Here is a 17,794-nt window from a genome sequence, read left to right as displayed (position 1 = left end):
CGCGAGGGGGGAGGGAGTTAGGCGAAACGGTCCCGATTCCTCAAGCACCTCCCGCGCCCCTACCCCGCCTCCCTCAGCAAGGCCATCATCTCCTCCACCCCCAGGCGGGCACTCATCTCGGTGCCCTCCAGCAGGGAATCGGCCAGATCGCGCTTGTGGCGATGCAGGTCGAGTATCCGATCCTCGATGGTATCCCGGGCCACCAGCCGGTAGATGGTCACCGGCCGTAGCTGGCCGATGCGATGGGCGCGGTCCGAGGCCTGATCCTCGACGGCGGGGTTCCACCAGGGATCGAGGTGGATGACATAATCCGCCGCCGTCAGGTTGAGCCCGGCGCCCCCCGCCTTGAGGCTGATCAGGAAAAAATCCCCCCGGCCCGCCTGGAAGGCCGCCACGGCCTCCTGCCGGCGCTTGATGGGCGTGGCCCCATCCAGGTACTGATAGGCAATCCCCTGGGCATCGAGCCAGGCCCGCACCAGGGTCAGATGATCGACAAATTGGCTGAAGACCAGCGCCTTATGCCGGTTGTCGCGCAATTCCTCGACAATCTCCGCGAAGGCCAGGAGTTTGGCGCTGGGAATAGGGCTCTCGGGCATGACCAGCTTGGGGTTACAGCAGGCCCGGCGCAGCCGCATGATCTCGGCGAGGACTTGGAAGCGGACGTCGCCGGGCCCCTGCCCCCCCACCTGGCTGATGCGCTCGATGGCGGTGCGGCGCAAGGCCTCGTAGAAGAGGCGTTCCGCCTCGCTCAACTCCACATGCAGGGTGATCTCGGTCCGTTCCGGCAGTTCCGATAGCACCTCGCTCTTGAGCCGGCGCAGGATGAAGGGGCGGATCAGGCGCTTGAGCTGGCGGCTGGCCTCCTTGTCCTGGCGCAGCTCGATAGGCATGGCGAAGCGCCGGTTGAACTGCTCCTGACTCCCCAGGAGCCCCGGATTGATGAAGCGAAACAGGTTCCACAACTCCCCCAGGTGGTTCTCGATGGGGGTGCCGGTGGTGATGAGGCGAAAATCGCCGTTCAGGTCCATCACCGCCTTGGAGCGCTTGGTCTGGGCGTTCTTGAAGGCCTGGGCCTCGTCGGCGACGATGGTGCGCCACTGCACCTGAGTCAGGGCATCGGACTCGCTCCACAGCAGACCGTAGGTACAGATCACCAGGTCGAAGGGCCCCAGGGCGCCGAGAAAGGCCGCCCGGTCCCCGGACCCGAACAGATGGGCCTTGAGCGTGGGGGCAAAACGCCCCGCCTCCTCGACCCAGTTGGAACAGACCGAGGTGGGGGCCAGGACCAGGGCCGGCCCCTCCGCGGCCCGGGTCAGGAGCAGGGCCAGGGTCTGCACCGTCTTGCCCAACCCCATGTCATCGGCGAGACAGGCCCCTGCCCCCCAGTGCGCCAGGCGCCCGAGCCAGCGGAAACCCTCCACCTGGTAGTCGCGCAACTCCGCCCGGAGGGTGCTGGGCACCTCCGGGACCAGATCCTGGGCCTCGGTCAGGCGCTGGAGTTGGGCCTGCCAGGCCCGGTCGGTCTTGACCTGGAGCCCGTCCAGGGCCTCTTCGAGCAGACCCGCCGCCAGGGGATGGACCCGGCCCTTGTCCTGCAGGACCCGGATGGTATCCAGCCGCTTGCGCAACTCCTGGCTCAGGGCCAGGTATTCATCCTCGCCAATCTTGACGAAGCGGCTGGGCGCCGACCCCAGCAGCTCCAGCAGGCGCGCCATATCCAGCACCCGGCCATCATCCAGGGTCAGCTCCCCGGACACGCCGAACCAATCCCGCTGGGCGCCGATTTTGACCGCCAGCCCCCGCAGGCCCGGATTACCGGCCAGCCGCAGGGCCTTGCCCTGGGGCCACTCCAGCACCACCGTCTCACCCAACTCCTGCAAGGCCTCCAGGGTCTCCAGGGCCAGATCCGGTTCGTCCAGCGGCCATTCCCAGAACTCGGGGTCGAGATGGGGGCAAGCGGCAAAGAGGTGCGCCACCGCCGCCCGTTCGGCCTTGAGATCGCGCCGGGCATGGAGCCGCTGGCCGTCGATCTCGCTGAAGATGGAGGCCGCGCCCTCGCCCGGGTGGGCGCTGGGCCCCTTGTCGCCCAGGGGCTTCACCAGGCAGGCGATGCGCAGGCCATCCGCCAGGGGGTGAAGTTGCAGGCGCGGCCGGGGGTCCGCCGCCACCCGCTCCACCTCCCCGGCCAACTCGCCACCGGCCTCGCCGCCGATCTCGGAATGAACGGTAATCATGGGCGCCAGGGCGGTGATGGTCTCCAGGACCTGGGTCTCGGCGGCCTTGGGGACCCGCAGACCCTCCTTGCCCAAGAGGTTGCCCGCCAACTGGTGTTGCGCCGTGAACTCATAGAACCGCAGCCGGCTGCCCTCCAGGGAGACCGCATACTTGCTCTCCCGCTCACAGGGCGGGTGCAGGGTGATGTGGATGCCATCCTTGGTCCGCGCCACCAGCAGGCACGGCTGTTCCTGGACCAATTCCGCCGGACCCGCCAGGGTTTGCAGATAGGGATGACCCACGGCGGCCCGCAGGGCACAGAGGGGCTCGATGAGATACTCGGTGCGGGAGCTGCCCCAGCCCCAGCCCACCTGCTCGGCGCGGATACAGCCGCAGATCGCCCGATCCGCCGGGGTCAGATAGGTAAAGCGATCCAGTTCCTCCCGCAGCCGCTTGATGGCCACCACCCGGCCCTTGGTCCAGCCCATGCCCCGGCGTTTGCGTTCCCGGGGCTCGAAGAACACCTGGCCATTCTTCAGGACGGTCAACTCCCAGGCCATGCTGAGTTCGCTCTCCCCCACGGCCTTGGCGACCGGGCCCGCGCCGGCGGCCGCCGGCGTGGCGATCTCGCGCAGGACGCGCAGGGCGCGCTCCCAGGACGCCTCGGGCTGGCGCAGGTTGATCAGGGGCTGGGTAGCCAGGGCGTCAATGCCTTCATACTGGGTCTCATCACCCCAGGCATTCAGGAGCAGGGCCGCCTCGCGGGCATACCAGAGGTAACCGCCCTGGGTCGCGCTGCGCTGGTGCTCCTTGAGCCGCCGCAGCCGCTCCACGGTGGGCTGCCCCCCCAGCCAGCGCAGACAGAGGCCCTGAATCAGCTCCTGCCAGGGATTCTGAACCGCGATCAGGGCAAAGAAGGGATGGCCGCTATTGAACTCCCGACCCTCCCGGATGACCGCCACGGTCACCTCCAGCACCTGGAAGGACCGCTGAAAATGATCCTGATACAGGGGCTTCTGGGCCGCGTCGAGCTGAGTGCGCAAGATCGCCATGGCGGCGGGCGAGCCCTCCCGCAGCAAAGCCAGGAGATGACAGACTCCCGCCAGCCCCGGGATATGGATGTTGCGCTTGCGCTCACTCTTCTTCAGCAGGGCCACCCCCTCCTGAAAGCGGGCAATGGCCGTCGCGTCATCCCCGCTCATAAAGGCCGCGACGCCGTGGGTCATGGCGCCGAGGATGGTGCCCGGCGGGGCCAGGGTTTTCGCCGCCTCGAAGGCCCCCCGCATCAGCCGCCGCTGGCACAAGCTGTTGGCGAGCACTGGGCCCGGATCGGGCATGACGCCAAAAAAGGCCTCGAAGCGGGCATAGAGCTCCCGCGCGTCCCGCAACAGGAGATCGCCCTCATCCAGGATGGGGTCCAGGGCCATGAACTGGATCTCGGGCAGGGCCTGAGCGAGCCGGTCACCATAGATACGCGCCAGATCCGCCGCGAACTTAGGGTTGGCCTGGACATAATCCGGCTTATCCATGCCCAGCAGCCGAAACACCTGGCCGGGGTCATTCCGCAGCATGGCGAAACGGACATCGCGCATAAAGCGGCGCTGAGACTCATCATCGACGATGCCATAGGCCCCCAGCCGATAGGGCACCAGCCGGCAAGCCGCATCGACGATCGGCTCCAGCAGCCCCTTCTCCCGGGCCTCCTCCGTCAGCGCCTCGACCAACTCCGGATGACAACGCAGGCCCGCCCGATCATCAAGCCACAGCCCCGGCCCCAACAGACGATCGCGCAGGGTCGCGTCGATGCGTGGATAGAGGACCCGGCCATCCTCGCCCTTCCAGCCCAGCTCCTTCACCAGCGTCTTGAGGGTGGTCAGGTAGATGCCCTCCCCATAGACCGCCGTCAGGAGCACCAGCCTCCGTAGCTCGGATGGGAGTTCCTGGTAGGTCGCAAGGAGCGGGGTCATGAGCAAATTCCTGAGGCGCGAGGGACGGCGGGGGGCTAAACGGGCTGAGCATAGCATGATAGAAAAGATCGACAAGCGAGTCGCTAATCACCCGTTACCACTACCCAGTCCGCCCGGGTCAGGCCAGTATATGCGTTGATGAACTGGTCGTTGAGGGCGAGGCGGACCTCCTGATTGGGGACGCCCAGCCGGAAAGTCTGGCGCAACATGTGGGTACGGATGCCCTTGACCGTCAGATACCCCGCCTGGAACAGCAGCGTAACGGGATCAATCCGCTCGACATCGAAGGAGTCAAGGATCTCCTCCGTTACCTCCAGTTCCTCGAGTTCGGGCAGGAAGTAGCGCTCCCGCTGAAACAGCTTGATGAGAAAGCTGGGGCTGCCGGTCTCGAACCAGTAATTCCGATAACTGTGGTCCTCGCTGATGAACAGCAGGATGTCGAAAGGGTTGTACACCGTCTCGCCAAGGAAGCCATAGCCGTTATACCAGCGTTTCAGTTCACCCCAGTCCACCCCGCGCAGGCGATCGGCGAAGGTAGTCTCCAGATCCTGTTGGGTGTAACCGCACAGGGTGGCATATTGGGCGCTGAGGCTGATGTCGCGTAACTGGTTGATGCCGGAAAAGAGGCTGACCTTGCTGAATTTGCTGACGCCGGTCATAAAGACGAAGCGGATGTGGGCATCCTGGGCCTTCATGACGGAGTAGAGGTTCTTGAGCCCGTCACGCTGCCCGGCGGCGATGACCGGGTCCTCGATATTATCCAGGATAGGCTTATCGTATTCATCCACCAAAATGACGACCGGCTGGCCGAAGCGTTCGCGGGCCCCTTGAATCAGTTGAGAAAAATAACCGGGGATATCGTTGTCCGCCTCAGGGCGGGCCAAGCCCAGGCGTTGCTGATTCTCGGCGAGGAGTTGACGGATGCGCAGATCCAGGGCAGCGCGGCTGGCCACATGGCCGGCGGTAAAATCCAGTTTGATCACCGGGTAGGTCTGCCGCCAGTCCCAACGGTCATGGATGTGGAGGCCAGAAAAAAGGGCCTGGTTGCCCTCGAACACCTCCTTGAGGGTATCGAGGAACAGGCTCTTGCCAAAGCGGCGGGGGCGGGAGAGAAAATAGGCCTTGCCCTGGGTCACCATCTCCAGCAGATGGCGGGTCTTATCCACATAGAGATAGCCGTCCTGACGAATCTCACGCAGGGTCTGGATGCCAATGGGCAGCTTGCCGGTAATCGGGGGCATATTTTTTCTCCGCATGGCCAGGGGCATGATCCGCCACAGGATAGCGCAAACCGACGGCGCCCGAGGGCGGATGGCGGACTATTCAGAGCCTTTTGATACCTACCCCGGCAGCCTGCCGCAGCCGGGCTGATGGCAACATCACCCCCGCACCACCTGAATACCCGGTTCCTGGGGGCTGACCTCGGCGGTGGGGATAAGCTCGGCGATGGGTGGCTGACGGGCGGGGCGGTCGAAGATCACCCGCCAGCCACGGTCCGGGTGAGTTGAAGGGAAGAGGTTAAACGCACGCGTCACGCAACGCGCAAGACCAGGGCCACGACTGACCGGAGACCGGCGAACCATGAATCTGAACCTGCATAAGAATGCGCGCACCACCCCGGCCATCCGCCAGGAGCTGCGCGAATCCACGAAGTCAGAGCACGAATTGGCCCGCGAGTACCACCTGAATCGCAGCACGGTGCGCAAATGGCGGCGCCGCGACACCGGTCAGGATGCGTCGCATCGTCCCATCGTCTGCATACCACGCTCACCCCGGCTCAGGAGTGGGTCGTTATCGCGTTGCGTAAAACCTTGCTCCTGCCCCTGGATGACCTGCTGGCGGTGACGCGCGAGTTCCTCAATCCCGATGTTTCGCGCTCGGGTCTGGATCGCTGCCTGCGCCGGCATGGCGTCTCGAATCTCCAGGCGCTGATTCCCCAGCGCGCGTTAGGGCACATCGCGCCGGTGCAGGCCCTGCAAGATTAGCAGGAGAAATGCCCGGGGTTGTTTAAAAGGAAGGTAGACAATCTCACGGGTCTTAACAGTTAGCCAAGCAGTAATAGCAAGAATGGGGGTGGGCAAGGGCGGCGCGGCCCAGCCAGGCAGGCGGCGGGTACCGAGTCAATCCCTTCGGCCTGGGGCCAGGGTGCGCCAGCAGGTCATCCGAGGTGCTCATGCGTAACAGGCGGAAGTAGCCAAATGTCGGGTTACGCTTCGCTAACTCGACCTACGCCGGTCCAAGGATCACTTGGATTGCGTGCGTCCCGCGTACTCCGGGCCTACGCGACCTCTTCTCCCGTCCCGACCCCTGGGAGAGCCGATGAGCCTGGGCGCGCCGGAGCCCCTCGACGCGCGCCACCGGATCGATCGACGACGCGGCGGCGCACTTCTATGCTCGGTTAGGTTTCATGCAATCACCCTTGCTCGAACAGCATGGCCGCTCTTGCTCAAGGATGCGCGGGGCCTCCTTGCGAAAGGTACCTAGGGTGAATCAGCGCAGCGTCTCCATCAGGGACAAGACACCTAACGCAGTGCGTAAGGTGCTGATGCGGGTGAGCGGCGCTGCCGCGCCTCGCCCCACGGATCAGTTGGGTGCGGAACCGATCAGGGCCTCCAGGCTCTGGGCCTCGAAGATACCGTCGAGCCAGGTGTCCAGTTGCGCGATCGACGCCGCGTCGATGCGCTGCTCGGCCCTGCCCACGGCCTGACCCTCGGCAAAATAACGGCGGCCTGTTCAAACTTGAAATGGGTTCGTTTGGTAATTTGCCCATTTTCCGCCGTGTGCCCGGCCAGGCACGCGGCGGACACCCCGCTGCGGTATATCCCGTAATAGCGGCCGCATGCGCCAGTGCCGTAAGCTATGATCGATAGAGTTCGCTTAGAGATAATGCCCATGCGTATGACGCCCACCCAACTCGCGGCCATCGCGGGGGCGGCCCGTGAATGTTTCGCGCCCCGTTCGACGATCCGGCTGTTCGGCTCACGCCTGGATGACGCGCGGCGCGGCGGCGATATTGATCTCCTGGTCGAGCCACCCACGCCTCTGGCGCCCAAGGAATTGGTCGAGCGCCGTAATCGCTTCATCGCGCGGCTCTATCGCCAGTTGGGCGAACAGCGCATCGACGTCCTGATCGTTCCCGCCGGGGTCGTCGACGACCGGCCGGTCATCCAGGCGGCCCGCCGCCACGGCCAATTACTGACGCAGGTACCGGAATGACGATAGCGGATGTCCTGGAGACGGCCCTTTGGGAAGCCGACCGGCATATTGCGACGCTCGCATCCGCCTGGCGGGATTGGCAGGCTGCGCCCGCTGCCAGCCTGCTACTCCTGGAATCAGACCCCAACAAGCTGAGAATCCTTGACCAGTTGCTGTTTCGCTTTACCAAGCTGCAAGACGTCATGGGGTTACGCCTGGTGCCAGCGACGCTGGCGGCACTTGCCGAGCCTTACGAAGACTGGGCCATGATCGATCGCCTGAACCGACTGGAAAAGCTGGGATTTATGCGTGTCGATGACTGGCTGAGCTGGCGGGAGACGCGTAATCGCCTGGCGCATGAATATCCCGACGATCCGGAAACGCGTTTTGCGGCCATCGAGTCCGCCGTGGTGGCAGCGGCGGAACTGGCGGACACCTACCGGGCGTGGCGAAGCAAATTGAAGCTATGACCACACGCTATGATCGGCGGTTTCTGAAACAGAGGATTTTTCCATGCCTATGATGAGCGCGAGTACCGCGCCGTTAAGCTGAGCATCGACGATATCAAGGCCCCTGACGATGCCCTGGCGTCGCGTCACGCTGGCGGTAAGGGTCGCTACCCTCCCCGGCCGGTGGGATCACGGCCGGGGTATTCAGATGAGGGCATTCAGCCAGGCGCCAGGCGGAGGATGATGGCCGGCACACCGAGACGCCAACCGCAAGCCGCGGTTGGCGGTTGACCTAAGTCAGGCGAGATTAAGCGATCTTGACCACGATGTCGTGCAGGACGCGACTGGCCTCCAGCAATTTGTCCGCCGCCCCAAACATATCCCGGTAGATTTCCCGAGTCCGAAACACATCCAGGGCCATGCTCAAGGCCTCCGCCGCCGTGGCTTCCCCCTTTTCCGCCAACAGCTTGAGGTTGGTGTCCTTGTCATAAAGCTGGACCAGCGCGCGGCGATAAGTTTGCTCCATCTGGCGCTCGGCGGTGCGCGCGGCGGAGGCATCCACATCCGCGAGGGCCGGGTTGCTCGCCAGTTTGGCATAGCCCCGCTGCAAGGATGCCACCCCTTCGTTCAACAGGACCGCCATCTCCAGGATGTACCTGTCCGAATCGAAATGGAGGGCACCCATCTCCCGCGCGGTGATCTTGGTGTAATTGATCACATAGTCCAGGGTCTGAATCGCACGCAGGATATCCTCGCGATCCATAGGCGTAGCAAAGGCCTTATAGAGGGCATCGACATTCCGATTCTTGATGTCGTCCGCCTCTTTTTCGAGGCGACGTACCTCATCCAGGGCATCCTCGCTCCCGGTTTCCATGAACCGGAGGAAAGCCGTGGTTGACTGCACGGCCACATCGCACTGCTCGTTCATCATGCGGAAAAAGTCCGGCATGACCGGGAAAATGCGGTCCATCAATTTGCCAACCGCCGAATTCGAGTCGCCACTCATGGTGCTGTTCCTCAATGCAAAACGAAAATCAGATAGGGGTCAAGGTTTACCGGCGCGGGGGCCGGGTCTAGGATGGCGGAGCTTTCCTCATCTAACCCCCGTTGCAAAAGCGATGACGTAATAGGTGAGGGCCCCCACCGCTCCCGAACCCGGAATGGTGATAATCCAGGTACTGGCGATGTCTCGCGCCTTTGCCCAACGTACCGCCTTGGGGCGTTCCGAGGAGCCGATACCCATGATGGAAGAACTGACCACGTGGGTGGTGGATACCGGAGCGCCTAGGGCGGAGGCCCCGAAAATGATAAGCGCGGAGGTCAATTGGGCACTGACCGCGTGGATGGGACGGATCTTGAAGATGGCAAAGCCCACGGTCTTCACGATACGCCAGCCGCCGGAGAGAATTCCCAGGGTGATGACGGTGGCGCAGGAAAGAATGACCCAGAAGGGAACCTCGAAAGTAGGTATGAAGTTACCCAGTACCAGCACCAGGGTAATGATACCCATGCTCTTTTGGGCGTCATTGGCGCCATGTGAAAAGGCCAGGGCCGCCGCGGTGACAAACTGGACCTTCCGCAGTGGTTTGTTGGCGGAGGGTTTGGCGTTGGCAAGCACCATACTCAAAAGACGCATGATGAGAAAGCCGACCCAGAACCCCAGCAAGGGCGAAACGATCAAGGACATGATTACCTTGGTGACACCCGTGAGATGCCCCTTGGAAACCAGTTCCCCGAAGCCCCACACCACGGCGGAGGTGCCAACCGCGGCGATAACGGCACCCGCCAGACCGCCGACCAAGGCGTGAGAGGAGGAGGAAGGGATACCGTACCACCACGTCAAGATATTCCAGAAAATCGCCCCAAAGACGCCGCACATCACCACGGCGACCGACAAGACCGTTGATGCGTCATTGAGGTTAATAAATTTCCCGATGGTGTTGGCGACGGCGGTACCGCCGAGCAAGGGCCCGAGAAACTCGAAGGCCGCGACGATGATCACCGCTTGCACGGGGGTCATGGCGCGGGAGGCAATCATGGGCGCTATGATGTTGGCCGCATCATGGAACCCGTTGGTATAGTCGAAGATCAGTACGACCACAATGGCCGTTATGGCGAATATGGTTACAGTATCCATTGAATGCCTGGTTGTTGGGTTGTTGCTGATTGTTGCTGGGATCCAGACCCGATACGCGCGGCGAGTAACGCCCACCGCGGGGATCAGGGCCGGGGAAACTCACTGGCCCATCTTGCAACTGCTGTTCTTGGACTTTCCCCTCGGGAGGAGCCAAACCTCCTTGCAGCATCGAGGCTGCCCACCCATGCCGCGCGGAACTACCCCGCCCCTCACGGCGGCCGTGGCATGAGGCCAAGCGAACGCAAAACCAGGATTCTTCTAAGTGTCCTGGCGAAGTCACGACCAGCAGCCCTTTCAGCCACTCGCCAGCATCCTCGCCAGAGTTCAGATCACCCCCTCGCAACGGCCCCACAGCCGCGAAGTCTTACAGAATTATTTCTGAAATGCGACAGTTTTATGAATTTTTTGTTACGGAAATATTACTACACGCGACGGTAGCCGGGGGGAGGGAGCAAGCGCCTGGACGCAGCCACGCTGCCGGACTGGATGCAGACCGACGAAATGAGGCAAGCCATGAATACCCTGCAGGTCTTTTCCGATAAGGAGCGCAGCTATCACGCCTATCAGGCCCGCCTGAATTTCCTGCGCCAGCAACGCTCCCTCCAGCGTCATCTCGACGCAGAACGCGCCGCGCTGCAAGCCAAAGAGACGGCACTAGCAGAGAAAGCCGCCGCCCTAGCCAAAATCGCGCGGCTCACGGCCCTGCTGCAAAACCAATCGGCGGATGATGGGCGGAATTAGGCTGATGGATCTTGCATGGGCCGGAAATAGCCCTTGATGCACTTGGGATTAATGACCGCAATCTGGATATGATTCCGCCGACGAAAACCCGCGCCACTGAAGAGCGGTTCATCCTCGGGGAAGGGGGCGCGCACCGCATCGTACGCTTGCAGCCCCTGCTCTTGCCGGTAGAGATGCAGGGCTTGGATAACCTGGCAATCCAGTTCACGCTTAAAATGGTCCGGGCCCCCGACGTTCGTCGGTAAAGGCTCACCGGTCCTGGCATAGGCATCGCTCAAGGTGGCAAATGCCCTGGCGACTTCATCAAGGCCCATCCGCGTGGTCAGATCCAGGCACAGGCCGAGATCAATAATGGCTCCAACCACATCGGGTTCCTTGGCCTTTTTCTTGGAATGGCCGCTTTCGGCCCACTCCAAACCGCGCTGCGGATCGTTCTCCCAGAATATAGATGCCATTCCCCAGCCACTCGAAGCGCCCCTTTGATTCAACAAGATGCGCGCTATTGCCACTAAGAACGGCGTCTATGGTCGCTTTGTCGCCACCATGAAACCCCAACACAAAGTAGGGAGAGCGTTGGTAAATTGACCAGTGATTAGCCATGGATCAGGGTCTTCAAGGTACCCTCCGCGGTCATGACGCCCAAGCGCACGAGAAAGTTACGCGCGGACTCCGGGCTGGCGGCCACCTTGGCGCGATAGGCCTCCATATCCTCCAACAGCTCGTGACCCTGCAAAACCCTGGTACACCCAGCAACCCCCGCCGGTGATGTAAGGCGGCGACGGGCGGATGTTGGTTTAGTGGACGGATGGTCGTTCATGCCCGGATGACCTCGGCGAAGGTTGACTTGCTGATAATCAGGCTAGCACAGCGCGACCACAAGAGACACCGCCCAAGCCGTTCAATGACAATGGCTCGCTAATCGACGGTGTCTGCGGGGCCCTACTCGGGGGGGATACTTCTTGACCTGCGGCGGCGTAACCCCCTGCACACCCTCTCCCCAGCCCTCCCCCACCCGGGGGGAGGGAGCAAGCGCCTGGACGCGGCCCTGCTGCAAGACCGCACGCCCGCAACCCCTACCCCCCCTCCCCCACCGGCACCGCATCCAGCACCGATAACGCCCGGCGGCGGGTCTGCGCCTCCCGCAGGGCCTTGATCACCTTATACAACTCATTGTCCAGCGCCGACTGGTAGCGCGCCAACTGCTCCGAGGCCGCCGGCAGCAGCCGGGCCGCGCGCAGATGGCCGGCGGCGCGGCGGATCGCCATCTGCCGCAGAAAGTGCTCTTGGGCAAAGGCCAGGCAATCCGTCAGGGAGCCCGCGCAGCGCGCCGCCAACAGATCCCCCAGCGACGCCGCCCCCGACGACTCCGACCCCTGCGCCCCCAGCTCCACCAGCAGCGCCGCATCCACCGACATGATCCCCTGGAGCAGTTCCAGCAGGAGAGGAAAACGCGCCTCCAGCGCGGCCAGATCCTGGGGCTTATCGGCATCCGGCACCGCCTGCCAGGCCGCGAAAGCCTCGCCGACCCCCTCGGCCGCCTCCACCGTCAGGCCATCCGCCAGGGTCGCCCGGATCAGATCCAGGTCGGCGCCGCAGAGTTGCTGAATAACCCGCCACTCCGGCTCCGCCAAGGCCAACCGCTGCAGATGCAGGCTCGCGCTCTCCGCCGTCACCGCCCGCCGCTGGCGCCACAGACCGATTGCCAGGCGCTCCACCAAGGCGCATTCCAAGGTCCCCACCGGCGCCTCGTCCGCCAGCAAGGCCTCCAGCAGGGCGCCAAAGTCCTCCGCGCTCTCGCCCTCGATAATCAATTGCCGGCTGAGGATGCCGTGCTTGCGCGCATTCGCGCTGGACACCGCCTTGCCGGCGGCCGTGCGCGGCCCCGTCGCGCGCAGGGCATTGAGCTGGTTCGCCAGGAACTGGGTAGGAGAAATCGCCATGTTAAAGACCTCAAAACGGCAGGATGATCAAGTAACTTAAGGCCAAAGACCCGCCGATTCAAGGGGAATAATGGCGCCCGGCGGCCGGACGAGCAAAATGGGTTCGTTTGGTAATTTGGCCAATATCGGCAAGCAATCAGTTATCAGGTACTCCAGGCCCAGCCTTGAGCACTTGACGGCATAAGGAATATTCCTTACGTTTGATGCGTGCAGAGGAGAAAAGCAATGTCCACTATCCATGAAGTTGCCACCATCACTTCGAAAGGTCAGATCACGCTACCCAAGCCCATCCGCCAAGCGCTCGGCGTGGACTCCGGTGGCAAGGTGGCGTTCGATCTGCGCGGGTCGCAGGTCATCGTCACCCGGGCCGAGCACTCTGTCCATGAAGACCCGGCCATCGGGAGCTTTTTGGCCTTGTTGGAAACAGACATTCGCAAGGGTCGGCACCTGTCGAGCCTGCCCGACGGTCTTGCCCAAGCCATGCGGGCGACACTGCCCCAGCCTGTCGACCTAGCCGCGGACATTGAAGGCGATGTGGCGCTGTGATCCAGCGTCACGGGTGGAATCTGCTTTTTCACGAATGTTTAATTGAACAGCTACAAAAACTGCGTGCTGCCGCTGAGCGGGCGCAACGGCAAGATCCGCGGGGTTGCGAGTCCAACGCCAACGTCAGGCTGTTCGCCGCACTGTCGAAATTGATTTTCGAGGTCGTGCCGAGTGATCCGCATCGCGAGGAGTATCGGCAGGGCAACACGCTGGGCACGGCGTTTCGCCACTGGCGGCGGGCAAAAATGGGTCGACGATTCCGGTTGTTTTTTCGGTTCGACTCGAAAACCCGGATCATTATTTTCGCCTGGGTGAATGATGAAACCACCTTGCGCTCCTCCGGCAGCAAAAGCGACCCCTATGCCGTCTTTCAACGCATGCTGGAGCGCGGACACCCACCGGACGACTGGACGGCCCTGGTGTCGGCGAGCCAGTGCCCCCGCCCTTTTTTATCAGCCTGATAGATTAGCGTACCTAACCGCGAAACAGCAGCCACCTTCGCAGCCACTAACCGCGGTGAGGATTGGGTGCGGTGCCAGGACGCGAACGAGTTGTTCGCCAAGCTGGGGCTATGGTGTCAGATCGAACCTGACTGGCTGCTGATCGATAAGCTGGAATCCGGTGCGGTGATTTTTGAACGCACCGGCACCCATGCCGACCTGTTCCGATGACATCTGGCCCGCCGACTCGCGCCAACTTGACGCCCCGCGGCTGATCGCTTCTCCCGCAATGATCTCCTGACGGCGCCGCCGTGCACTGTCGGCGCCACAGTCCTCCGCCCTCTCGCCCTCGATCATCAGTTGCCAGCTGAGGGTGCCGTGCTGGCGCGCATTCAGGCGGGGAAAATGGGTTCGTTTGGTAATTTGGCCTAGTCAGCGTCCCCCGCCGGCCGGACCCCGGCGGCAGAATCGGGATCATTTGATAACACCCCCCGCCGTGGAGGGGCTCTCCGCCTGAGGAAACAGACCACCCAGACCTGAACCGCCGCACGGCCAGCGCCGGTCTGGCTCTGGCCGCGCTAGGTCACACGGGCACGTCACAATGTGACCATTTTTGTCACTTCGGGAAAGGTTCAAACCGCCTGGGGAGCGCCCTTCCTCCTGCCGCCAGACGGCATGGCTAACCGGAGGCGAAAATTTACTCGTTTGATTAGCGGGTTACCCCGCTGGAAAGGCACAAGCCTGGAGATCGGGCGTTCTGGCTTCGGACTTGCATGGCTAGCAGCAAGCGGTTCCCTGACCGCCCCCCTTCGCCGAGGGCTAGGATCACTTTCGGCCTACACAGAACCTTGAACAAACAATCCAGACGGGAGCACGAAGATGAAACGTCAATTACAATCCGGCTTCACCTTGATCGAACTCATGATCGTGGTTGCCATCATCGGTATCCTGGCGGCAATCGCCATTCCTGCGTATCAGGACTACACTAAGCGTACCCATGTGTCAGAAGGCATGGTCTTAGGTGACGGTGTCAAAACAGCCATTGCTGAGTTCTATGCCGATGTTGGCCATTTCCCATCGAACAACGCATCCGCAGGACTTGCTACGGCAGCTTCGATCAGCGGCAATGCCGTGACGTCGGTCACCGTTGTTGATGGCGCAGCCACTATTCTCTATAACGATAAGGTCGAGTCTGGAAATGCAATTGTATTGAGCCCATTCAATGCGGGGGGTTCGATCAGATGGTCCTGTGGTGATAGCGCTGGCTCCTCCATTACAGCGAAATACCGGCCGTCAAATTGCCGGAACTAAACCATCCACCCTCCCCTGAGGGTATGACGGGGACGCCCACGCAAGTGGGCGTTCCTGTTAGAGCCCATCCCCTTTTGCCATGCTGACTCGCCCGTTTGGCCCCTCGCTACTGTTGCTGGCCGTCCTTCTCCTCACCCTGGCCTGCTACTGGCCCGGACTGCATGGCGGGTTTCTCTTTGACGACACCCCCAACCTCAAGGACCTCGGCACCCTCGGGGGTGTTACCGATTGGGAAACCTTCAAGAGTTTTGTGCTGGCAGGCTGGTCTGGTCCCACGGGACGACCGCTGAGCCTGATGAGCTTCCTGCTCAATGACAACACTTGGCCCAGCCAGGCCGCCTGGTTCAAACCCACCAACCTCGCCATTCATTTGCTCTGTGGTCTGCTACTGGCGTGGGCGACCTTGTTGCTGCTTCGCGGCTATGGCCATGAGGAACCCACCGCCCAATGGCTGGCCGCCTTTTCCGCCTCCTGCTGGTTGCTGCATCCCTTTCTGGTCTCCACCACCCTCTACGTGGTGCAGCGCATGGCCCAATTGGCCGCCCTCTTTGTCTTCGCTGGCATCGCGGGGTATCTGCATGGGCGAAGTCTGCTGCCAAGGCGCCCACGCGCCGCTTACCTTTGGATGGCCGGCTCCCTGACCCTCGGCACCCTACTGGCCCTCCTCAGTAAGGAAAACGGCATACTCCTGCCGCTCCTCGTCGGGGTCATTGAATTCTGCGCGCCGCGCGGTGCCCCAATCATCCGCCCCGCCTTGGCATTCCGCGCCCTCTTCATTTGGCTACCCGCCCTTACCGTCTTTGGCTACCTGGCAAACAACATTAATTTTTCTCCCATCCCCTGGCCCACGCGGAACTTCAATCAGATCGAGCGGCTCTTGACGGAGCCGCGCATCATCTGGGATTACCTGGGCAATCTCCTGTTGCCGCGCATCGAAGGGCAGGGTCTTTACCGCGACGACCTAGCCATTTCCCAGGATTTCTTCACGCCCGGCTCAACCTTGCCGGCCCTGCTGGGCCTAGTGGTACTCCTCGGCGCCGCCCTCACCCTGCGCCGGCGCTTCCCACTCTTTAGTCTCGGCATGCTGTTCTTTTTGGCGGGGCATCTGCTCGAATCCACCCTGCTGGGGCTCGAACTCTATTTCGAACACCGCAATTACCTTCCCGCCGCCTTCCTGTTTCTGCCTATCGCCTCGGGTCTGCACATCCTCGGTCAGTACATCAGCAAGGCCATCCCCATGGGGCTGGGCCTGCTCATCCTTGCCCTGCTGGCATTCTTTACCTGGAATCGCGCCCACCTCTGGTCCGACACCGACAGGCTCGAACTCTATTGGGCAACCACGGCCACGCACTCCCCACGCGCCCAGAATGCCCTCGCGGACTATTACATGCGGCAAGGTTTATTCGAGGACGCCCAACGCCAATTAAAAACGGCCACGGAGCGCCTGCCCCAAAGCGGTCTATTGACCCTAAGCAGCTTGTTACAAAAAATTCGGGTGCGGCAGGCAACCGCCGAGGATTTTAATGTCGCGGGCGAACGCCTGGCCCAGCAGACCTTCGATGCACAAGTCGTGATGGGCTTGCGCACCCTTGTCGAAAGGATCGTTGGCCCTAATTACCCCAGCCTCTATCGCACGGGGTCTGTCCAACTGATTGACAAGCTTAACGAGAATAGCAAATACAATCAGTTGCCCCTTTTTTCGCGATTTGTACCCTATTTGAAAGGACAGCTTTACCTTGCCGAAGGCCTGCCAGAACGGGCATTGGTTGAATTGACTAACGCCATGGCCCGCTACAATGACATCGACGCGGCACTTCAGATGGTGACATTAATGGCCAATGCTGGCCATATCGACAATTCCCTTCGCCTGCTTGACCAGGCCGAGACCCTGTATCGACAGCAGTCCGATCACACCCTCAAACGCTCCCGGACCCTGTATGATCAGGAAATCGCCCGACTCAGGACCCTGCTGAACGATGCCCGCGCCACGCCCTAAGATCTCCATTGTGCTACCCGCCAGGAATGAAGCCGGCAGCCTGGTGCCTTTAATCGAGCAACTCAGAGCCCAGGTGCCCGGGGCAGAAATTCTCCTCATCGATGATGGCTCCGATGACGAAACCAGATGCTTAGCCCTTGATCCTGGCATCCGCGTCATCACCCACCCCTACAGCCTCGGCAATGGCGCCGCCATCAAGGCCGGGGCCCGGGCGGCAACCGGGGATATCCTAGTCTTCATGGACGCGGATGGTCAGCACAACCCGGCGGACATACCCCGCCTGCTGGCCAAATTCGAGGAAGGCTACGCCATGGTCGTGGGAGCTCGCAACTCCGCATCCCAAGCCAGCCGGGGGCGGGCGCTGGCCAATGGTCTCTATAACCGCCTTGCGTCCCTGATCACCGGGCAGACCATCCTGGACCTGACCTCGGGCTTTCGCGCCGTGCGCGCGGACTACTTCAAGCGCTTCCTCTACCTGTTGCCGAACGGTTTCTCCTATCCCACAACCATCACCATGGCCTTCTTCCGCTCCGGGTATCCGGTCGGCTATGTCCCGATCCACGCCAGCGCCCGCCAGGGGGCCAGCCATCTGCGGCCCTGGCGCGATGGCGTGCGCTTTCTCCTCATCATCTTTAAGATCGCCACCCTCTACTCACCCTTGAAGATCTTCTTCCCGGTCAGTGGGCTCTTGTTTGGCAGCGGTTTAGGGTATTACCTCTATACCTTCATCACGCTGCATAGATTCACCAACATGAGCGCCCTGCTGTTTACCGCCGCCGTGGTGATTCTCATGATGGGCCTGATCTCGGAGCAGATCACGGCGCTGAATTATCGCGACGGGGATCGCTGAGCCGGTGG

At 62.2% G+C, this 17,794-nt stretch carries 16 protein-coding genes and 2 pseudogenes; 10 read left to right on the top strand and 8 right to left on the bottom strand.

The genetic code is table 11. The features are described from left to right. Nucleotides 1–59: 59 nt before the first annotated feature. The 3 genes from IPN92_19990 to IPN92_19980 all read right to left on the bottom strand — a co-directional run bounded on the left by IPN92_19990 (nt 60) and on the right by IPN92_19980 (nt 5,716). The gene (locus IPN92_19990; protein MBK8640450.1) at nt 60–4,181 is read right to left on the bottom strand and encodes a DEAD/DEAH box helicase; all 4,122 of its coding nucleotides are present in this window, start codon (nt 4,179–4,181) and stop codon (nt 60–62) included. An 83-nt stretch (nt 4,182–4,264) separates the two neighbouring features. Continuing rightward, nucleotides 4,265–5,422, bottom strand: coding sequence for an AAA family ATPase (locus IPN92_19985; GenBank protein MBK8640449.1), 1,158 nt, complete (start codon nt 5,420–5,422; stop codon nt 4,265–4,267). Between the two features lie 138 nt (nt 5,423–5,560). Continuing rightward, nucleotides 5,561–5,716 (bottom strand): hypothetical protein, encoded by a 156-nt coding sequence (locus tag IPN92_19980; GenBank protein ID MBK8640448.1) that lies wholly within the window; start codon nt 5,714–5,716, stop codon nt 5,561–5,563. Nucleotides 5,717–5,980: 264 nt separating this feature from the next. Between IPN92_19980 and IPN92_19975 the strand changes: the two genes are divergently transcribed. The 3 genes from IPN92_19975 (at nt 5,981) to IPN92_19965 (ending at nt 7,846) form a co-directional block, all read left to right on the top strand. Then, a complete protein-coding gene (locus tag IPN92_19975) occupies nt 5,981–6,166 on the top strand; it encodes a hypothetical protein (protein MBK8640447.1) in 186 nt (61 codons plus the stop codon). A gap of 907 nt (nt 6,167–7,073) precedes the next feature. Then, nucleotides 7,074–7,397: a nucleotidyltransferase domain-containing protein gene (locus tag IPN92_19970; GenBank protein ID MBK8640446.1), complete on the top strand. Its 324-nt coding sequence runs from the start codon at nt 7,074–7,076 to the stop codon at nt 7,395–7,397. After that, nucleotides 7,394–7,846 (top strand): hypothetical protein, encoded by a 453-nt coding sequence (locus tag IPN92_19965; GenBank protein MBK8640445.1) that lies wholly within the window; start codon nt 7,394–7,396, stop codon nt 7,844–7,846. The genes IPN92_19970 and IPN92_19965 overlap by 4 nt, the downstream gene beginning before the upstream one ends. Before the next feature lie 286 nt (nt 7,847–8,132). Here IPN92_19965 and IPN92_19960 read toward each other — a convergent pair whose 3' ends face one another. Then, nucleotides 8,133–8,831 carry a DUF47 family protein gene (locus IPN92_19960; GenBank protein ID MBK8640444.1) on the bottom strand — a complete coding sequence of 233 codons (699 nt, stop codon included), beginning with the start codon at nt 8,829–8,831 and terminating at the stop codon, nt 8,133–8,135. An 87-nt stretch (nt 8,832–8,918) separates the two neighbouring features. Next, nucleotides 8,919–9,962 (bottom strand): inorganic phosphate transporter, encoded by a 1,044-nt coding sequence (locus IPN92_19955; protein ID MBK8640443.1) that lies wholly within the window; start codon nt 9,960–9,962, stop codon nt 8,919–8,921. Nucleotides 9,963–10,475: 513 nt separating this feature from the next. Here IPN92_19955 and IPN92_19950 point away from each other — a divergent pair. Then, nucleotides 10,476–10,703 (top strand): hypothetical protein, encoded by a 228-nt coding sequence (locus tag IPN92_19950; protein ID MBK8640442.1) that lies wholly within the window; start codon nt 10,476–10,478, stop codon nt 10,701–10,703. On the opposite strand, the pseudogene IPN92_19945 reads toward IPN92_19950, so the two are convergent. From IPN92_19945 to IPN92_19935, 3 genes and pseudogenes are all read right to left on the bottom strand, one after another. Continuing rightward, a pseudogene (locus IPN92_19945) lies at nt 10,700–11,303 on the bottom strand (hypothetical protein). The gene IPN92_19950 and the pseudogene IPN92_19945 overlap by 4 nt on opposite strands. Further along, nucleotides 11,296–11,436, bottom strand: coding sequence for a hypothetical protein (locus IPN92_19940; GenBank protein MBK8640441.1), 141 nt, complete (start codon nt 11,434–11,436; stop codon nt 11,296–11,298). Before IPN92_19940 ends, IPN92_19945 begins: the two are co-directional and overlap by 8 nt. Before the next feature lie 340 nt (nt 11,437–11,776). After that, a complete protein-coding gene (locus tag IPN92_19935) occupies nt 11,777–12,643 on the bottom strand; it encodes a hypothetical protein (GenBank protein MBK8640440.1) in 867 nt (288 codons plus the stop codon). Nucleotides 12,644–12,868: 225 nt separating this feature from the next. Between IPN92_19935 and IPN92_19930 the strand changes: the two genes are divergently transcribed. From IPN92_19930 to IPN92_19905, 6 genes and pseudogenes are all read left to right on the top strand, one after another. After that, nucleotides 12,869–13,189, top strand: coding sequence for a type II toxin-antitoxin system PrlF family antitoxin (locus IPN92_19930; GenBank protein ID MBK8640439.1), 321 nt, complete (start codon nt 12,869–12,871; stop codon nt 13,187–13,189). Further along, nucleotides 13,189–13,650 carry a type II toxin-antitoxin system YhaV family toxin gene (locus IPN92_19925; protein ID MBK8640438.1) on the top strand — a complete coding sequence of 154 codons (462 nt, stop codon included), beginning with the start codon at nt 13,189–13,191 and terminating at the stop codon, nt 13,648–13,650. The genes IPN92_19930 and IPN92_19925 overlap by 1 nt, the downstream gene beginning before the upstream one ends. Nucleotides 13,651–13,764: 114 nt before the next feature. After that, nucleotides 13,765–13,860 (top strand): annotated as a pseudogene (locus IPN92_19920) (type II toxin-antitoxin system YafQ family toxin). Nucleotides 13,861–14,508: 648 nt separating this feature from the next. Then, on the top strand, nt 14,509–14,940 hold the full coding sequence (locus IPN92_19915; protein MBK8640437.1) for a pilin: 432 nt from the start codon (nt 14,509–14,511) through the stop codon (nt 14,938–14,940). Nucleotides 14,941–15,019: 79 nt separating this feature from the next. Beyond that, nucleotides 15,020–16,936 (top strand): tetratricopeptide repeat protein, encoded by a 1,917-nt coding sequence (locus IPN92_19910; GenBank protein MBK8640436.1) that lies wholly within the window; start codon nt 15,020–15,022, stop codon nt 16,934–16,936. Continuing rightward, nucleotides 16,917–17,786, top strand: coding sequence for a glycosyltransferase family 2 protein (locus IPN92_19905; protein MBK8640435.1), 870 nt, complete (start codon nt 16,917–16,919; stop codon nt 17,784–17,786). Before IPN92_19910 ends, IPN92_19905 begins: the two co-directional genes overlap by 20 nt. The last annotated feature ends 8 nt before the right edge of the window (nt 17,787–17,794 follow it).

The organism is Chromatiaceae bacterium (assembly GCA_016714645.1).
Taxonomy (GTDB): Bacteria; Pseudomonadota; Gammaproteobacteria; order Chromatiales; family Chromatiaceae; genus M0108.
Note: the sequence above shows the minus strand (reverse complement) of the source record. Positions and strands in the feature narration are given on the sequence as shown.